Source organism: Terribacillus saccharophilus, assembly GCF_002272745.1.
GTDB classification, from domain to species: domain Bacteria; phylum Bacillota; class Bacilli; order Bacillales; family Amphibacillaceae; genus Terribacillus; species Terribacillus saccharophilus_B.
On record NZ_NPBD01000007.1, the window covers coordinates 867,735 to 883,228 of the forward strand.

The following is a 15,494-nucleotide window of genomic DNA, read 5'->3' on the forward strand; positions in this document are numbered from 1 at the left end:
GCATGACATTACAAGTGAAGGCGTTGGGAAGATGCTTCGGGGAAAAACAAGTATTGCAGCAAGTAGATTTCTCTGTCGGAAAAGGAGAAATCGTAAGTCTGCTCGGTACAAGCGGATGCGGCAAGAGTACGGTTCTGCGTGCGCTGGCGGGTCTTGATTCGGATTATGAAGGGAATATCAGTATTCCTTCTGATCAGCGTGTTGGCTTTATCTTTCAGGAGCCGCGGCTCTTGCCTTGGAAAACGGTCTTAGCTAATGCCACTTTCGGCTTAAAGGGAGACCGTAAGGAAAATGAGGCAAAGGCACGGCGGTATTTGGAGCTTGTCGGACTAAAAGAAGCAGAAAAGCTCTATCCACGTGAGCTCTCTGGCGGTATGGCACAGCGGGCAGCTATTGCGCGTGCGCTTGTAACAGAGCCTGATATCCTTTTGCTGGATGAACCGTTCAGCGCACTGGATGCATTCACAAAAATGCAGCTGCAAGAGCTTCTTTTGAAGATTTGGGAAAGATTTGGTACAACGATTATCCTTGTTACGCATGATATCGATGAAGCTTTATATTTGAGTGATCGTGTCTTGCTCCTGCAAGGACGACCATCAACTTTGGCCAAAGATTTGAAAGTAGCTTTAAACAGACCTCGCTCTCGAGGAAGTGCAGCGCTAGGAAAATGGAAAGAAGACATACTAGAGCAACTGGAAGGGAAGGAACAGACATATGACTACAGCCTTGTCACCGAAATCGGACAGAAAGCATAATCTTACAAGCTATCAAGAAGCACTGAACAAACATGACTGGAAAGTGCTAGAAGAGGAACTTCTCGGTAGGAAAGATGGCAGATGTAACGCATCCTATGAAGCTGTGGACCGCCATGTGGAGGAAGGATATGGATCGAAAATCGCATTGCATTATGTGAAAGATGGGGTGCAGCAGTCCAGTCTGACATTCGAACAGCTGCAGGAGAAAATTGAGCATTATGCGAAGGTCCTTCGCTCACGTGGAGTAGAGAAGGGAGACCGCGTTTTTATATTTCTTCCGAAAAATCCTGAATGCTACATTGCTATTCTTGCAACCATCCGTGTTGGAGCGATTGCAGGTCCGTTGTTTGAAGCGTTCATGGAAGATGCTGTACGTGATCGGATCAATGATTGCGGCGGTACGTTGCTGATAACGGACCAGGACTTGATTAACCGAGTTCCAGTCGAGGATATCCCTTCCTTGCAGGGAATTCTTTTAATAGAAGAAATTGATGCAGCTGAACCGGAAGCAACTGTTTCAGGAGAAGTAGAGTGGGTCGACAGAGAAGACGGTCTTCTGATCCATTATACGAGCGGCTCTACTGGTAAACCAAAGGGCGTTCTGCATGCTCATCGTTCTTTCATCCACCATGCTGTATCCGGCAAGTGGGTGCTCGATGTTCAAGACGATGATGTGTATTGGTGCACGTCCCATCCTGGCTGGGTGACTGGCAGTGTCTATGGCTTGTTTGCGCCATGGCTGAACCGCGCAACAATTGTTATCCAAGGAGGACGTTTCCAAGCAGAATCATGGTACAAAATCATTGAAGAGCTTAAAGTGACAACACTATATAGTGCACCTACTGCTTTCCGCCTTCTCAAGGCAAAAGGAGATTTGTACAAGGATTATGATTTATCCAGCTTGCGCCATATTCTTAGTGTCGGAGAACCGCTCAATCCGGAAGTTATTACATGGGCATGGGATAACTTGCAGCTTCGTATTCACGATACGTGGTGGATGACAGAAACAGGCGGACATATTATCGTCAATCTGCCTTCCGAACCAATCAAACCCGGCTCAATGGGACGCGCATTCCCAGGCATTCAGGTTGGTATCCTGGATGAAGAAGGGAATGAGCTGCCGGCGAATTCAATTGGTCAGCTTGCCGTTAAGACGCCATGGCCAGGTCTTATGCAGGATATCTGGGGCGATCGAGGGAAATATGAAAGTTACTTTGTTTATCCTGGCTGGTATATTTCCGGGGATTTAGCGCTGAAGGATGAAGAGGGCTATGTCTTCTTCCAAGGTCGGAACGATGATATGATCAATAGTTCCGGTGAGCGAATCGGTCCATTTGAAGTAGAAAGCAAGCTGATTGAACATCCTGCTGTTGCAGAAGCAGGTGTAATCGGGAAACCGGACCCTGTTCGCGGGGAAATCGTCAAAGCTTTCATTACGCTGCGTGATGGCTATGAGGAGACACCGGAGCTGCTGGAATCTTTACGATTGTTTGTCCGTAAGAATTTGGCCGCTCATGCCGCGCCAAGGGAAATTGAAGTAATGACCGAGCTGCCGAAAACACAGATTAGCGGGAAGATCCTGCGTCGAGAATTGAAGCAGCGCGAGCTGGAAGCACAGCTTGCATCAGAAACGCCTTCCAAATAAGGAAGGCGTTTTTTTATTGGTTTTTACTGCAAGTCAGATTTCTGAATTAATTAATATAAGTGAGCATGGGTTCAAGATGTAAAGCAGCGAAAGAAGTTAGAGGATTTGTTATTATTATTTGAAAACGCTTCCTTTAATAATATTAATATACTTACTAAACATTAAGAAAATAAGCACATGTGAGGTTATTATTGTGTCGGAAAAATATTTTTGACTTTTTTAGGTAAAGCCCTTTACATTCCAGAAAAAAGGATTAATATAGAGTGAGTTTGATTTTAACGAAAAGGAGAATGTCTGTTGGGTAACCCAACTTCTACATCTGAGCAAACATTGTTTCGCATCTCTTGGCCGCTGTTTATTGAATTAGCACTTCATATGGGAATGGGTATTGTTGCTACACTGATGCTGAGTCATTACTCAGATTTAGCTGCTGCCGGAGTTGGCGTAGCGAATCAGCTGATTAGCATTTTTATTTTGGTTTTTAATGTCACTTCTATTGCTTCTATGATCATCATCGGCCAGAAGCTCGGTGCAGAGGATTTGGCTCATGCTCGGCAGACTGCTCGGACAGCATTCGGTATGAACTTCTGGTTTGGTTTGATCGTATCTGCTGTCGTCGTTCTGTTCGGTTCTGTATTTTTAAGTTTCTTCGATTTGAAAGGTGAGACACTCGCTTATGCGACCACCTTCGTGAAAATATGTGGTGCGTCCTTATTCTTAGAATCATTATCCTTGACTCTTAGTGCAATTCTCCGGGCGAATGGCCGGACTAAAGTCTCTATGGTTGTTGCAGTTCTGATGAACGTGTTAAGTGTATTCGGTTATTTGGTTGCAATCTTTGGATTATTCGGCTTACCAATCACTGGTGTTGTCGGCGTATCTTGGACAATTGTGATTGCACGTATTTTTGCAGTTGTTGTATTGTTCTACTTTGTATCTCGTTATCTTGCAATTCGTTTTACAGGTACACATTTGATTAAGCTGAACATGCAAGATATCAAGGACATCCTAGTTATCGGTGTTCCTTCGGCAGCAGAAAACTTGTCTTATCAATATTCCCAGATTGTCATCACAGCAATCGTAGCGAATTTCGGTGATGCTTCACTTGCTGCTCGTGTATATATCAATAATATATCTATGCTTTGTTACTTGTTTACACTATCCATTGCAGAAGGTACGCAGCTGCTTGTATCCCGCTATATCGGCGGTAAGCAGTACGATCGAGCATTGAAGCGTGGCTTGCGTACACTGAAAATTGCTATGATAGCATCCTTCATCGTTTCAATGGGCTTTGCACTAACTGGAGCACCAATTCTGCAAATGTTCACAGATGACCCGGCTATTTTGGCAGTTGGGATCCCGATTTTATGGGCAGTTGCCTTCACTGAGCCTGGCCGTGCGATGAATATTGTTTTGATGAGTTCACTCAAATCGGCTGGGGATGCAAAATTCCCAGCGATTATCGGAGTCATCAGCATGTGGGGTATTGCTGTACTTCTTAGCTACACGCTCGGCGTATCCTTCGGTCTCGGTTTACTTGGAGTCTGGATTGCGATGGGCGTAGATGAATGGTTCCGCGGCTTCTTCGCTTACCGGAGATGGCGTTCCCGTCCTTGGGAAAAGAAAGAACAGGCAGCCGTTCCGGAAACTGCATTAACATAATATAATAGAAGGAAGGCATCGACACACGTGTCGGTGCCTTTTTGTTATGAAATTGTTAAGTTAAATAAATATGTGAATTAATTGTTTTTTCGGTTGTTTTAAGTTGAATATGTGAAGCCTTACTGTTATGATGAATTTGCAAGAGGAATTTTTTTTGTAGCAAGTGGGACAATAAATGACATACTGGGACTTTTTTGACCCATTAAGCTTTATGAAGAAGGGGTATGTTATGCGATCGGTAATAGATCTACAAAAGAAGCTTTTCCCAGATGTTCTGGCAATTATGCAGCGAAGATACGGAATCCTGCAGTTTGTCAAAACAATGGGACCGCTGGGACGTCGCACACTTGCTGAAAACATGAATCTTGCAGAACGGGTCGTCAGGGGTGAAATCGAATTCCTTCAGAACCAAGGAATGATCTATATCACCACAAAAGGGGTACAGATTACCGATGAAGGATTGGAAGTTCACGAGCAATTAGAAGCTTTTATGCTCGAAGCCTCTGAAATAAGTGTTTTGGAACAGCGTGTCCGGGAAACACTAGGAATAGATAATTGTATTGTCGTCCCCGGTAATAGTGATACCCAAGATTGGGTAAAACAAGAGATGGGAAAACGGTGTGCACTGCTTCTTGAAGGTATGCTGCATCCGAACTATACGGTTGCAGTAACAGGAGGCACCACCATGGCCGCGTTGGCAGCAGCGATGCCGCCGATTCATACAGCTGAAAATGTCATGTTCGTACCTGCCCGCGGCGGTATTGGTGAGCAGGTGGAAAACGAAGCGAACACGATTTGTGCTGCTATGGCGAAGCGAGCCAGGAGTCAGTACCGGCTGTTGTATGTTCCTGACCCTATCGGGGAAGAATCTTATCAGACAATTATCGAAGAGCCTTCCGTTAAGGAAGTTCTGTCCATCATCAACCGTTCGAACGTGGTTATCCACGGTATCGGTGACGCCATGACAATGGCGGAGCGGAGACGGACGCCTGCGCCGCTTGTCGAGCAGATCAAGAGCGGTGTTGCAGTAAGTGAGGCATTTGGTTATTACTTCGATGCTGAGGGGAATGTAGTCCACCGTGTACGGACGGTTGGATTGCAGTTAGAGGACTTAGATAAAGCAGAACACGTAATAGCTATTGCAGGCGGTGCCTCGAAAGCCCGTGCAATCGCCTCATACTTCAAACTGGGAAGGAACAATATCCTGGTGACGGATGAGGCGGCAGCGAACCAGTTAATAAAGGGATATTAAACCCTTTAATCATTCAGTTATTACAAGGAGGAAATTTTCATGACAGTAAAAATTGGTATTAACGGTTTTGGACGTATTGGACGTAACGTATTCCGTCAAGCGCTAGCTAATAGCGAAGCAGAGGTAGTTGCAATCAACGACCTTACAGATGCGAATATGCTTGCCCATTTGTTAAAGTATGATTCTGTACACGGTGTCCTTGATGCAGAAGTATCCGTAAACGGCAAAAACCTAGTTGTTGACGGTAAAGAGATCAAAGTTCTTTCTGAGCGCGATCCTGCTAACCTTGGCTGGGGAGATCTTGGTGTAGAAGTAGTAGTTGAATCTACTGGTATTTTCACAAATGGTGAAGATGCGAAGAAACACGTTGAAGCAGGAGCGAAAAAAGTTATCATCTCTGCACCAGCTAAAGGCGAAGACCTTACTGTCGTAATGGGCGTTAACGAAAACAGCTATGACCCATCTGAGCATACTGTACTTTCAAACGCTTCTTGTACTACTAACTGCTTGGCTCCGGTTGCAAAAGTACTTCATGATACATTCGGAATCAAACGCGGTCTAGTAACAACTGTTCACGCGTATACAAATGACCAGCAAATCCTTGACTTGCCGCACAAAGACTACCGTCGCGCACGTGCAGCAGCAGAAAACATTATTCCTACAACTACAGGTGCTGCTAAAGCTGTATCTCTAGTATTGCCTGAACTTAAAGGTAAATTGAATGGTATGGCAATGCGTGTACCAGTTAAAGATGCTTCCCTTATTGACTTGGTTGCTGAATTCGACCAAAACGTAACAGCTGAGCAAGTTAACGCTGCTTTGAAAGAAGCTGCTGAAGGCGAACTTAGCCACGTTCTTGGCTACAGCGAAGAGCCACTTGTTTCTTCCGATTACATCGGAAACAGAAACTCTTCTACAGTAGATGCACTTTCTACTATGGTATTGGAAGATAACATGGTAAAAGTTGTTTCTTGGTACGATAACGAAATGGGTTACTCCACTCGTTGCGTAGACTTGGCTGTATTCTTGAAAAGCAAAGGCATCTAATTTTTAAATAAGCAATGGTAGAAAGGGAGGGAGGAGCACCTCCCTCCCTTTTGACCTATGCCTGTTCTTTTTTCTAAAGGACGTCAGAAGGATAAGTAAGAGACCTTAAAGGAGGACTTTTACTCTTGAAGGGCTGTTGCTTATACCGTAGTTTTTTGTTTCTCGTGCTAGCTAATGCCGATAGTTAGTTAGTCAACGTAAGGAACAGACCTGCCGTGACGGATGAATAGAGAGAACAGATACATAGGTAACAAGTATTCGAGGAGGCGTAAATATGAACAAGAAATCAATCCGCGATATTGATGTAGCCGGTAAGAAAGTTTTCTGCCGTGTGGATTTCAACGTACCAATGGAAAATGGCACAGTAACTGATGATACACGAATCAAGGCTGCCCTTCCGACAATCAAACATCTTGTCGAACAAGGAGCAAAAGTGATTCTTGCCAGCCACCTTGGCCGCCCAAAAGGCGAAGTAAAAGAAGATTTACGTTTGGACCCTGTTGCTCAGCGTCTTAGCGACTTGCTAGATAAGGAAGTCGTGAAAGTTGACCAAGTACAAGGCGAAGAAGTAAACCAAGCAGTAGAAAGTCTTGCTGATGGTGACGTACTTCTTATCGAAAATGTACGCTTTGAAGCTGGTGAAGAGAAAAACGATCCAGAATTAGCAAAAGCTTTTGCTTCCATAGCTGATGTGTATGTAAATGACGCATTCGGTGCTGCACACCGTGCGCATGCATCTACAGAAGGTGTAGCAAAACATCTTCCAGCTGTTGCAGGTTTGCTATTAGAACGTGAACTAGAAGTTCTTGGTAAAGCACTATCTAATCCGGAACGACCATTCACAGCCATTATTGGCGGTGCAAAAGTAAAAGATAAGATTGGTGTTATCGATAACTTGCTTGATAAGGTTGATAATTTGATCATCGGCGGCGGTTTAGCTTATACATTCATTAAAGCACGTGGCTATGAGATCGGAAAATCTTTGCTTGAAGAAGATAAAATCGATTTGGCGAAAGAATTCATGCAAAAAGCAAAAGACAAAGGCGTCAATATGGTAATGCCTGAGGATGTTGTTGTAGCTGATGATTTCTCCGAGGATGCCAACAAGCGCGAAGTGAGCATTGAAGAAATTCCTGCTGACTGGGAAGCGTTGGACATCGGACCTAAAACTCGTGAAACTTACAAGCAAATCGTTAAAGATTCCAAACTAATCATCTGGAACGGACCAATGGGTGTATTTGAATTGAATGCATTTGCTGAAGGAACAAAAGCAGTTGGGGAAGCACTGGCAGAAGGAGAAGGATTCTCTATCATCGGCGGTGGTGACTCTGCTGCAGCAGTAGAGAAATTCGGTCTTGCTGACAAAATGGATCATATCTCCACTGGCGGCGGTGCCAGCCTTGAATTCATGGAAGGCAAAGAGCTGCCTGGTGTAGCTGCATTGAACGACAAATAAAAAGACTGAAGGGATGGAGAACTATGCGTAAAAACGTCATCGCAGGAAACTGGAAAATGAACAAAACAATTTCTGAAGCAAAAGAATTCATCGAAGCGACGAAAGCGAAGATTCCATCCAGTGACAAAGCGGAAGCAATCGTTTGTGCACCAGCATTGTATTTGACAGAGCTAGTGAAGCTTACAGAGGGTACGGACCTTAAGATCGCTGCTCAAACAATGCATTATGAAGAAAGCGGCGCTTTCACTGGTGAAATCAGCCCGACAGCGCTGAAAAGCATTGGTGTAGAATATGCGGTAATCGGACACTCCGAGCGTCGTGAATACTACAACGAAACAGACGAGTCTGTAAACAAGAAGACACATGCAGCATTGCAGCATGGTATTACTCCAATCGTCTGCATCGGTGAAACGCTTGAAGAGCGTGAAGCTGACAAAACAAACGAAGTAGTCGGCGGCCAAGTCGAAAAGGCTTTGGAAGGTCTGTCTGCTGAACAAGTTTCAACAGTTATTCTTGCTTATGAGCCAGTATGGGCTATCGGTACTGGTAAAACTGCAACAGCACAGCAAGCGAATGAAGTCTGCACCTTCATCCGTAATGTTGTAAAAGAAAAAGTATCCGCTGAAGCAGCTGATGCTGTACGCATCCAATACGGGGGAAGCGTAAAGCCAGCAAACGTGGACGAACTACTTTCTGAATCTGATATCGACGGCGCTCTAGTCGGCGGTGCAAGCCTGGAAGCTGATTCCTTCCTAGCGCTTGTGGAGGCTGGTGCAAAATGAGTCAGGACAAACTAGCTGCCCTCATCATCCTCGACGGATTCGGAATCCGCGATGAAGAAAAGGGTAATGCAGTGAAGCATGCTAAAAAGCCGAACTTCGACCGTTACTGGAACAAGTACCCGCATAACGAACTTACTGCTAGCGGAGAGGCTGTTGGCTTGCCGGAAGGCCAGATGGGGAATTCTGAGGTAGGTCACTTGAATATCGGTGCTGGACGCATCGTGTATCAAAGCCTGACTCGCGTGAATAAATCCATCAAAGATGGCGACTTCTACGATAATGAAGTGCTTCTTAAAGCAGTCGACCATGCGAAAAAGAACGATAAGAGTCTGCACCTCTTCGGTCTTTTGTCCAATGGCGGCGTACACAGTCACATTGAGCATTTATTCGCTCTATTGGAGCTTGCGAAGAAGCATGGATTAGAGAAAGTTTACATCCATGGTTTCCTTGACGGTCGTGACGTTGGTCAGCGAAGCGCGAAAGAATTCGTTGATCAGACAGAAGCGAAAATCAAGGAACTCGGTATTGGAAAGATTGCAACAGTTACAGGACGCTATTATTCCATGGACCGCGACAAACGCTGGGATCGTGTGAAAAAAGCGTATGATGCGATGGTTTACGGAGAAGGCCCTGCCTATAAGAGCCCTTATGACGTTATCGAAGATTCCTATAAGAATGAAATCTATGATGAATTCGTCCTTCCATCTGTCATCACAGAGGAAAATGGTGAACCGGTAGCGAAAATACAGGATGATGATGCAATCATCTTCTATAACTTCCGCCCGGACCGAGCTATCCAGATTTCTCGGACATTCGCAAACAAAGACTTCCGTGACTTTGATCGTGGTGAACACCCGCCAACGATTAATGAATTCGTCTGCATGACGAACTTTAGTGAAACGGTAGACGGCGACGTTGCGTATAAGCCAGTCAACTTGGATAACACGATCGGTGAAGTGCTTTCTCAGAACAACATTAAACAGTTGCGTATTGCAGAAACAGAGAAATACCCGCATGTGACGTTCTTTATGAGCGGCGGTCGCGAAGAAGAGTTCCCTGGTGAGGATCGAATCCTGATTAACAGCCCGAAAGTGGCGACATATGATTTGAAACCTGAAATGAGTGCATATGAAGTGACGGACGCGTTACTTGATGACTTGGATCAGGACAAACACCAAGCGATCATTTTGAACTTCGCTAACCCGGACATGGTTGGACATTCAGGCATGCTGGAACCAACTGTGAAGGCAATTGAAGCAGTTGATGAATGCCTCGGTAAAATCGTCGACAAGATTATTGAAAAAGGCGGTCATGCTATCATTACGGCTGACCATGGTAACTCGGATGAAGTAGTTACGCTTGAAGATAAGCCAATGACTGCCCATACGACAAATCCGGTTCCTGTAATCGTGACAAAAGAAGGCGCAGAACTTCGCAGCGGCGGTATCCTTGCTGATTTGTCTCCGACATTACTGGATCTATTGGATGTCGAGAAACCAGAAGAAATGACAGGCACAAGCCTAATCCAAAAATAAGAGGAGAGAAAAAATAATGCCATACATTACTGACGTATATGCACGCGAAGTCCTTGACTCCCGCGGTAACCCTACAATTGAAGTAGAAGTACTAACAGAATCCGGAGCTTTCGGTTCTGCAATCGTTCCAAGTGGTGCGTCCACTGGTGAATACGAAGCAGTTGAGCTTCGTGATGGCGATAAAGATCGTTACCTTGGCAAAGGTGTTCAAACAGCAGTTGCTAACGTAAACGAAAAAATCGCTCCAGAATTGATCGGTGTCGATGTTACACGTCAAGTAATCATTGACCAACTATTGATCGAACTTGATGGTACAGAAAACAAAGGTAAACTTGGTGCTAACGCTATTCTTGGTGTTTCCATGGCAGCAGCACACGCAGCAGCAGATCACCTTGGAGTACCACTTTACACTTACCTTGGAGGATTCAACTCCAAAACACTTCCAACACCAATGATGAACATCCTTAACGGTGGGGAGCATGCGGATAACAACGTTGATATCCAAGAATTCATGATCATGCCTGTGGGAGCTCCTACATTCAAAGAAGCACTTCGCATGGGCGCGGAAATCTTCCACAGCCTGAAGAAAGTTCTTCAGTCTAAAGGCTTGAACACTGGTGTAGGTGATGAAGGTGGTTTCGCACCTAACCTTTCTTCTAACGAAGAAGCTCTTGAAACAATCGTAGAAGCAATCAAAGCTGCTGGTTACAAACCAGGTGAAGAAGTACAACTTGCAATGGACGTTGCATCTTCTGAGTTCTACGAAGATGGCAAGTACAACCTAAAAGGTGAAGGCGTAGTTCGCTCTTCTGAAGAAATGGTTGCTTGGTACGAAGAAATGACAAACAAATACCCAATCATCTCTATCGAAGATGGTTTGGACGAAAACGACTGGGAAGGTCACAAGCTATTGACTGACCGCATCGGCGACAAAGTTCAGCTTGTTGGTGATGACCTATTCGTTACAAACACAAAACGTTTGAAACAAGGTATCGAGCAAGGCGTTGGAAACTCCATCCTTGTAAAAGTTAACCAAATCGGTACACTTACTGAAACATTCGACGCTATCGAAATGGCGAAACGTGCTGGTTATACAGCTGTTATCTCTCACCGTTCTGGTGAATCTGAAGATGCAACAATCGCTGACATCGCTGTAGCGACTAACGCTGGCCAAATCAAAACTGGTGCACCATCCCGTACTGACCGTGTTGCGAAATACAACCAACTTCTTCGTATCGAAGACGAGTTGAAAGCATCCGGTATCTACGGCGGACTTGCATCTTTCTACAACTTGAATAAATAAGCAGTATAAAAAGGGATGAGCTTAATGCTCATCTCTTTTTTTGTAGATGAAGAGTATGTTTTGGTTAACAGACCAATAATAATCAAAAGGAGTTTCAGAAAATGAAGCTCCCTGTTTATTTGAAAACACTGGCGAGCAAAAATCTTGTTGACCTTACATCAGGCTGATAATATAAAGCGAATAGTTTCATATAAGGAGGAAATACATAATGGCACAATCTTTACAAGGGAAACGAGCTATCATCACAGGCGGCGGACGCGGCATTGGGAAAGCAATTGCAGAGGCACTTGCAGCAGAAGGCGCTCATATCGGCTTAATTGGCCGTTCAGAAGAACATATTAAAGCAGTGACAGAAAATCTCGGTGAAGTGAAAACAGCTTATGCTGCGGCGGATGTATCAAGTCTAGAAGATGTCACAGCAGCAGTTAACAAGGTAAAAGACGAACTTGGCGGTGTGGACATTCTTATCAATAATGCCGGTATCGCTAAGTTTGGCGGATTCATGGACCTTGATCCGGAAGAATGGAAAAATATTATTGATGTAAATCTGATGGGTGTGTACAACGTCACACGCGCGGTTCTGCCGGACTTGATCGAGCAAAAATCAGGAGACATCATTAACATATCATCCACAGCAGGTCAAAAAGGAGCTCCAGCTACAAGTGCTTACAGTGCATCGAAGTTCGGTGTGCTAGGATTGACTGAATCACTTGCAATGGAAGTTCGTAAGCACAACATTCGGGTAACTGCTTTGACGCCAAGTACAGTGGCAACCGATTTAGCAATTGAAAACAAGCTGACAGATGGTAATCCGGAAAAGGTTATGCAGTCTGAGGATATTGCGGAGTTTGTCGTAGCACAACTGAAATTAAACAGCCGCACATTTATTAAATCTGCTGGTCTATGGTCAACAAATCCTTAAGATATAAATAGTAAAGCGGGACATTCGAGAGATTAATCGAATGTCCCGCTTTTTCTTTGTCCGTTGTTATTTTGGTCACTAGTGTTCTAAAAGCCGAAAACGGGTATAGCAAGAGGGAGAAATTCTTTTCTTAGAATTAGAAGCTATACCGATAAACAGGGAAGAGCATGCTGGTAAATATGCTCGCTCTTGACCTCCTTTTCGGAGGGAAACATGCCATTTAGGAGGAGAACAAAATGTCAGTGAGAATCGGAGTAATTGGAACAGGCGCTATTGGAAAAGAGCATATGAATAGGGTAGAACAAAGATTATCAGGAGCGCAGATTACGGCTGTTACGGATGTTAATCCTGCAGCAGCAGAAGTGGCTCTTAATGAACTGGGAATTAAAGCAAACTTTTATCCAGATGACCAGGCATTGATAAATGCAGAGGAAGTAGATGCGATATTCGTCACAAGCATCGGACCAGCACATGAAGCAACAGTGCGTAAAGCAATAGAAGCAGGGAAATATGTCTTCTGTGAAAAACCCCTTTCCGTTACCGCAAAGGGCTGCAAAACAATCATGCAAGATGAAATGGAATATGGTAAGCGTATTGTACAAGTTGGCTTTATGAGGCAGTTCGACAAAGGCTATGAGCAGCTAAAACAAGCCATTGATTCCAAATTGGTTGGAGAACCGCTCATGGTCAAATGCGCTCACCGTGCTCCAGAAGTGGATGCAGCCTACACCACAGATATGGCAATTACGGATACCTTAATCCACGAAATAAATATCCTGCACTGGCTGTTAGCGGATAACTATGTATCTGTTCAAGTCCTATATCCAAGAAAGAATAAGCATGCTCTCCCACATCTGCGAGATCCGCAAGTCATCTTACTTGAAACGGAATCCGGCGTACTTATCCAAGCTGAAGTGTCTGTTAATATCAAATACGGATATGACATCCAATGTGAGATAGTAGGAGAAGAAGGAATCGTCAGTCTGCCGGAGACTGAAAGTATTAAGATGCGTCATAATGGAAAACAAAGCACCAACGTCTTACAAGATTGGAAAGTGCGTTTTCAAGATGCCTATGATAAGGAAATACAAGCGTTTATCAATCAGGTGGCTAAACAAGAGGCGCTGCAAGGTCCTTCCGCTTGGGAAGGGTACGTAGCTGCAGTTACATCAGATGCATGTCTGAAGGCGCAAGAATCCGGTCAGAGAGAGCCGGTAGAACTGGGAAGTATGCCTGCTTTCTATAGTAAGGCAGAAACAGCAGAAGCTCAGCTATTAAGATAATTGGAAAGAGCTATGAAGATATTACAAGCAGATCTAGTAATGAAATAGGAGGATTATGATGAAACTAGGTTTTAATCAAGCTACAACATTGGAAAATTCAAATCTAGCAACCGACCTCGATTTATGTGAACAGTATGGCTATGATTATATAGAAATCCGAACGATGGATAAGCTGCCGGAGTATCTGGAGCAGCATTCTTTGGATCAATTAGCAGAATATTTCAAGGAGCATCATATAAAACCGCTGGTGCTGAATGCACTTGTATACTTTAATAATCGCAGTAACGAAGATTATCAGGAACTGCTAAATGAATTTAAGCAAATGCTGGATTATGCGGACAAATTACAAGTGCCTTACATCGTTGTAGTTCCGCTAGTAACCAAGGATAAAATACTTAAGAAAGATATCAAAGCAAGCAGTGTGGATGTCCTGAATGAACTAGCCGGTCTTGCAGAACCTTACGGTATTAAGCTTGCATTGGAATTTGTCGGACACCCGGAATGTACAATTAATACATTTGAGCAAGCTTACGATATCGTACAAACAGTCGGTAATTCGAATGTTGGTTTAGTATTGGATTGTTTCCACTTCCATGCAATGAATTCCAGCATAGAAGCATTAAAACAGGCAGATATATCAAAGATATTCCTTCTACATATGGACGATACAGAAGACTTTCCGATTGGAAGCCTAGCAGACGAAGATCGAGTGTGGCCTGGGCACGGAGCGATAGATCTGGAAGGAATTTTATCTGTAATGAAGGAAAAGGGCTTTGAGGGTCCGGTGACTGTAGAGCTATTTCGACCGGAATATTATGAGATGAAAGCAGAAGATGTAATTAGAAAGGCTAAGGAAACTACGGAGGAAGTAATAACCAAATATCTTTAAAATAAGGAGACAGAGCCAGTAAGCAATACAGCTGGCTCTGTCTCCTTTTATTTATTTGCCGAAAGCATCAAAACTGCAGTTTCAGCAGCTTCTGCAATCAAATCGTCATCCGCTTTCGCGTCTGCTTCATCATGATCGGACATAATGGCCAGTACAATAGGTTCTTCATCAGGAGGCCAAAGGATTGCAATATCATTTCTTGTGCCGTAAGATCCAGCGCCGGTTTTGTCTCCGACTTCCCAGTCCTTCGGAACACCTGCCCGTATAAGTGCATCACCAGTGGTGTTTCCTTTGAGCCAATCTATGAGAAGCTGGCGCTTATCTGCAGATAGGTGATCTCCCAGCGCATACTCTCGGAGGCTTTCTGCCATTGCTTTTGGAGTACTGGTATCACGTGTATCACCTGGTTGTGTATTATTTAGGTCCGGTTCAATCCTCTCGGAATTTGTCACTTGATCTCCAATCTTACGTAATCCGTCTTCAAACCCATCTGGACCACCGATTTCTTCAAATATTAAATTGGCAGCAGTATTATCACTGTAACTGATAGATGCCTCACTCAACTCTTTCAAAGTCATACCAGAATCCACATGTTTTTCAGTAATAGGATTGTAGTTTACAAGATCATCACCCGTAAACATTATTCTTTTATTAAGGTCTTCCATTGACTTTTGCTGCAATAAGACGCCAACAGATAATGCCTTATGAGTGGAAGCAAAACCAAAGCGTTCGTTTTCTCGATATGCTACTGTCCTTCCGGTGCCAGTATCAATTGCAAAGACACCCAGGCGGGCATCATATGTCTCTTCTAAGCTGCTAAATGATGCCTTGTCATTGACATCCGTTGATTTGGTTTCGCCGGCATCACCCGAACACCCCGCCGCAATATAAAGAAAACAAAATGCAAAGAATATGTAGGTACACTGTTTCAATTTTCTTCTCCCTCTCCAATTCGGATTACAA

The 15,494-nt window shown here is 44.1% G+C and carries 13 protein-coding genes; 12 read left to right on the top strand and 1 reads right to left on the bottom strand.

Going from position 1 to position 15,494, the window contains the following annotated elements; genetic code table 11:
- The first annotated feature begins 2 nt into the window (after positions 1 to 2).
- From CHH58_RS11375 to CHH58_RS11430, 12 genes are all read left to right on the top strand, one after another.
- A complete protein-coding gene (locus tag CHH58_RS11375; RefSeq protein WP_095229299.1) occupies positions 3 to 755 on the top strand; it encodes an ABC transporter ATP-binding protein in 753 nt (250 codons plus the stop codon).
- The gene (acsA, locus tag CHH58_RS11380; RefSeq protein WP_095229301.1) at positions 715 to 2,400 is read left to right on the top strand and encodes an acetate--CoA ligase; all 1,686 of its coding nucleotides are present in this window, start codon (positions 715 to 717) and stop codon (positions 2,398 to 2,400) included. The genes CHH58_RS11375 and acsA overlap by 41 nt, the downstream gene beginning before the upstream one ends.
- A gap of 297 nt (positions 2,401 to 2,697) precedes the next feature.
- Complete coding sequence (locus CHH58_RS11385) at positions 2,698 to 4,062, top strand: MATE family efflux transporter (protein WP_095218421.1); 1,365 nt, start codon at positions 2,698 to 2,700, stop codon at positions 4,060 to 4,062.
- Positions 4,063 to 4,291: 229 nt separating this feature from the next.
- Positions 4,292 to 5,314: a sugar-binding transcriptional regulator gene (locus CHH58_RS11390; protein WP_095232465.1), complete on the top strand. Its 1,023-nt coding sequence runs from the start codon at positions 4,292 to 4,294 to the stop codon at positions 5,312 to 5,314.
- A gap of 39 nt (positions 5,315 to 5,353) precedes the next feature.
- Positions 5,354 to 6,361 (top strand): type I glyceraldehyde-3-phosphate dehydrogenase, encoded by a 1,008-nt coding sequence (gene gap / locus CHH58_RS11395; RefSeq protein WP_095218419.1) that lies wholly within the window; start codon positions 5,354 to 5,356, stop codon positions 6,359 to 6,361.
- A gap of 274 nt (positions 6,362 to 6,635) precedes the next feature.
- Complete coding sequence (locus CHH58_RS11400; RefSeq protein WP_095229305.1) at positions 6,636 to 7,817, top strand: phosphoglycerate kinase; 1,182 nt, start codon at positions 6,636 to 6,638, stop codon at positions 7,815 to 7,817.
- A 23-nt stretch (positions 7,818 to 7,840) separates the two neighbouring features.
- Complete coding sequence (gene tpiA, locus CHH58_RS11405; protein ID WP_093880367.1) at positions 7,841 to 8,599, top strand: triose-phosphate isomerase; 759 nt, start codon at positions 7,841 to 7,843, stop codon at positions 8,597 to 8,599.
- Positions 8,596 to 10,134, top strand: coding sequence for a 2,3-bisphosphoglycerate-independent phosphoglycerate mutase (gene gpmI / locus CHH58_RS11410; RefSeq protein WP_095229307.1), 1,539 nt, complete (start codon positions 8,596 to 8,598; stop codon positions 10,132 to 10,134). Before tpiA ends, gpmI begins: the two co-directional genes overlap by 4 nt.
- Positions 10,135 to 10,150: 16 nt before the next feature.
- On the top strand, positions 10,151 to 11,437 hold the full coding sequence (gene eno, locus CHH58_RS11415; protein ID WP_038564733.1) for a phosphopyruvate hydratase: 1,287 nt from the start codon (positions 10,151 to 10,153) through the stop codon (positions 11,435 to 11,437).
- Positions 11,438 to 11,645: 208 nt separating this feature from the next.
- Complete coding sequence (locus CHH58_RS11420; protein ID WP_095229308.1) at positions 11,646 to 12,359, top strand: 3-ketoacyl-ACP reductase; 714 nt, start codon at positions 11,646 to 11,648, stop codon at positions 12,357 to 12,359.
- Between the two features lie 236 nt (positions 12,360 to 12,595).
- On the top strand, positions 12,596 to 13,642 hold the full coding sequence (locus CHH58_RS11425) for a Gfo/Idh/MocA family protein (protein ID WP_095262534.1): 1,047 nt from the start codon (positions 12,596 to 12,598) through the stop codon (positions 13,640 to 13,642).
- Positions 13,643 to 13,700: 58 nt separating this feature from the next.
- The gene (locus CHH58_RS11430) at positions 13,701 to 14,531 is read left to right on the top strand and encodes a sugar phosphate isomerase/epimerase family protein (protein WP_095262535.1); all 831 of its coding nucleotides are present in this window, start codon (positions 13,701 to 13,703) and stop codon (positions 14,529 to 14,531) included.
- A gap of 47 nt (positions 14,532 to 14,578) precedes the next feature.
- Here CHH58_RS11430 and bla read toward each other — a convergent pair whose 3' ends face one another.
- Positions 14,579 to 15,463 (bottom strand): class A beta-lactamase, encoded by an 885-nt coding sequence (bla, locus tag CHH58_RS11435; protein ID WP_249275107.1) that lies wholly within the window; start codon positions 15,461 to 15,463, stop codon positions 14,579 to 14,581.
- Positions 15,464 to 15,494: the final 31 nt, after the last annotated feature.

What these genes read in the sequence shown, in the direction of transcription:
- CHH58_RS11430 (WP_095262535.1), top strand. Translation starts at nt 13,701, where the DNA reads ATGAAACTAGGTTTTAATCAAGCTACAACATTGGAAAATTCAAATCTA.
- CHH58_RS11375 (WP_095229299.1), top strand. Translation starts at nt 3, where the DNA reads ATGACATTACAAGTGAAGGCGTTGGGAAGATGCTTCGGGGAAAAACAA.
- gap (WP_095218419.1), top strand. Translation starts at nt 5,354, where the DNA reads ATGACAGTAAAAATTGGTATTAACGGTTTTGGACGTATTGGACGTAAC.
- acsA (WP_095229301.1), top strand. Translation starts at nt 715, where the DNA reads ATGACTACAGCCTTGTCACCGAAATCGGACAGAAAGCATAATCTTACA.
- CHH58_RS11390 (WP_095232465.1), top strand. Translation starts at nt 4,292, where the DNA reads ATGCGATCGGTAATAGATCTACAAAAGAAGCTTTTCCCAGATGTTCTG.
- CHH58_RS11425 (WP_095262534.1), top strand. Translation starts at nt 12,596, where the DNA reads ATGTCAGTGAGAATCGGAGTAATTGGAACAGGCGCTATTGGAAAAGAG.
- CHH58_RS11420 (WP_095229308.1), top strand. Translation starts at nt 11,646, where the DNA reads ATGGCACAATCTTTACAAGGGAAACGAGCTATCATCACAGGCGGCGGA.
- tpiA (WP_093880367.1), top strand. Translation starts at nt 7,841, where the DNA reads ATGCGTAAAAACGTCATCGCAGGAAACTGGAAAATGAACAAAACAATT.
- gpmI (WP_095229307.1), top strand. Translation starts at nt 8,596, where the DNA reads ATGAGTCAGGACAAACTAGCTGCCCTCATCATCCTCGACGGATTCGGA.
- eno (WP_038564733.1), top strand. Translation starts at nt 10,151, where the DNA reads ATGCCATACATTACTGACGTATATGCACGCGAAGTCCTTGACTCCCGC.
- CHH58_RS11400 (WP_095229305.1), top strand. Translation starts at nt 6,636, where the DNA reads ATGAACAAGAAATCAATCCGCGATATTGATGTAGCCGGTAAGAAAGTT.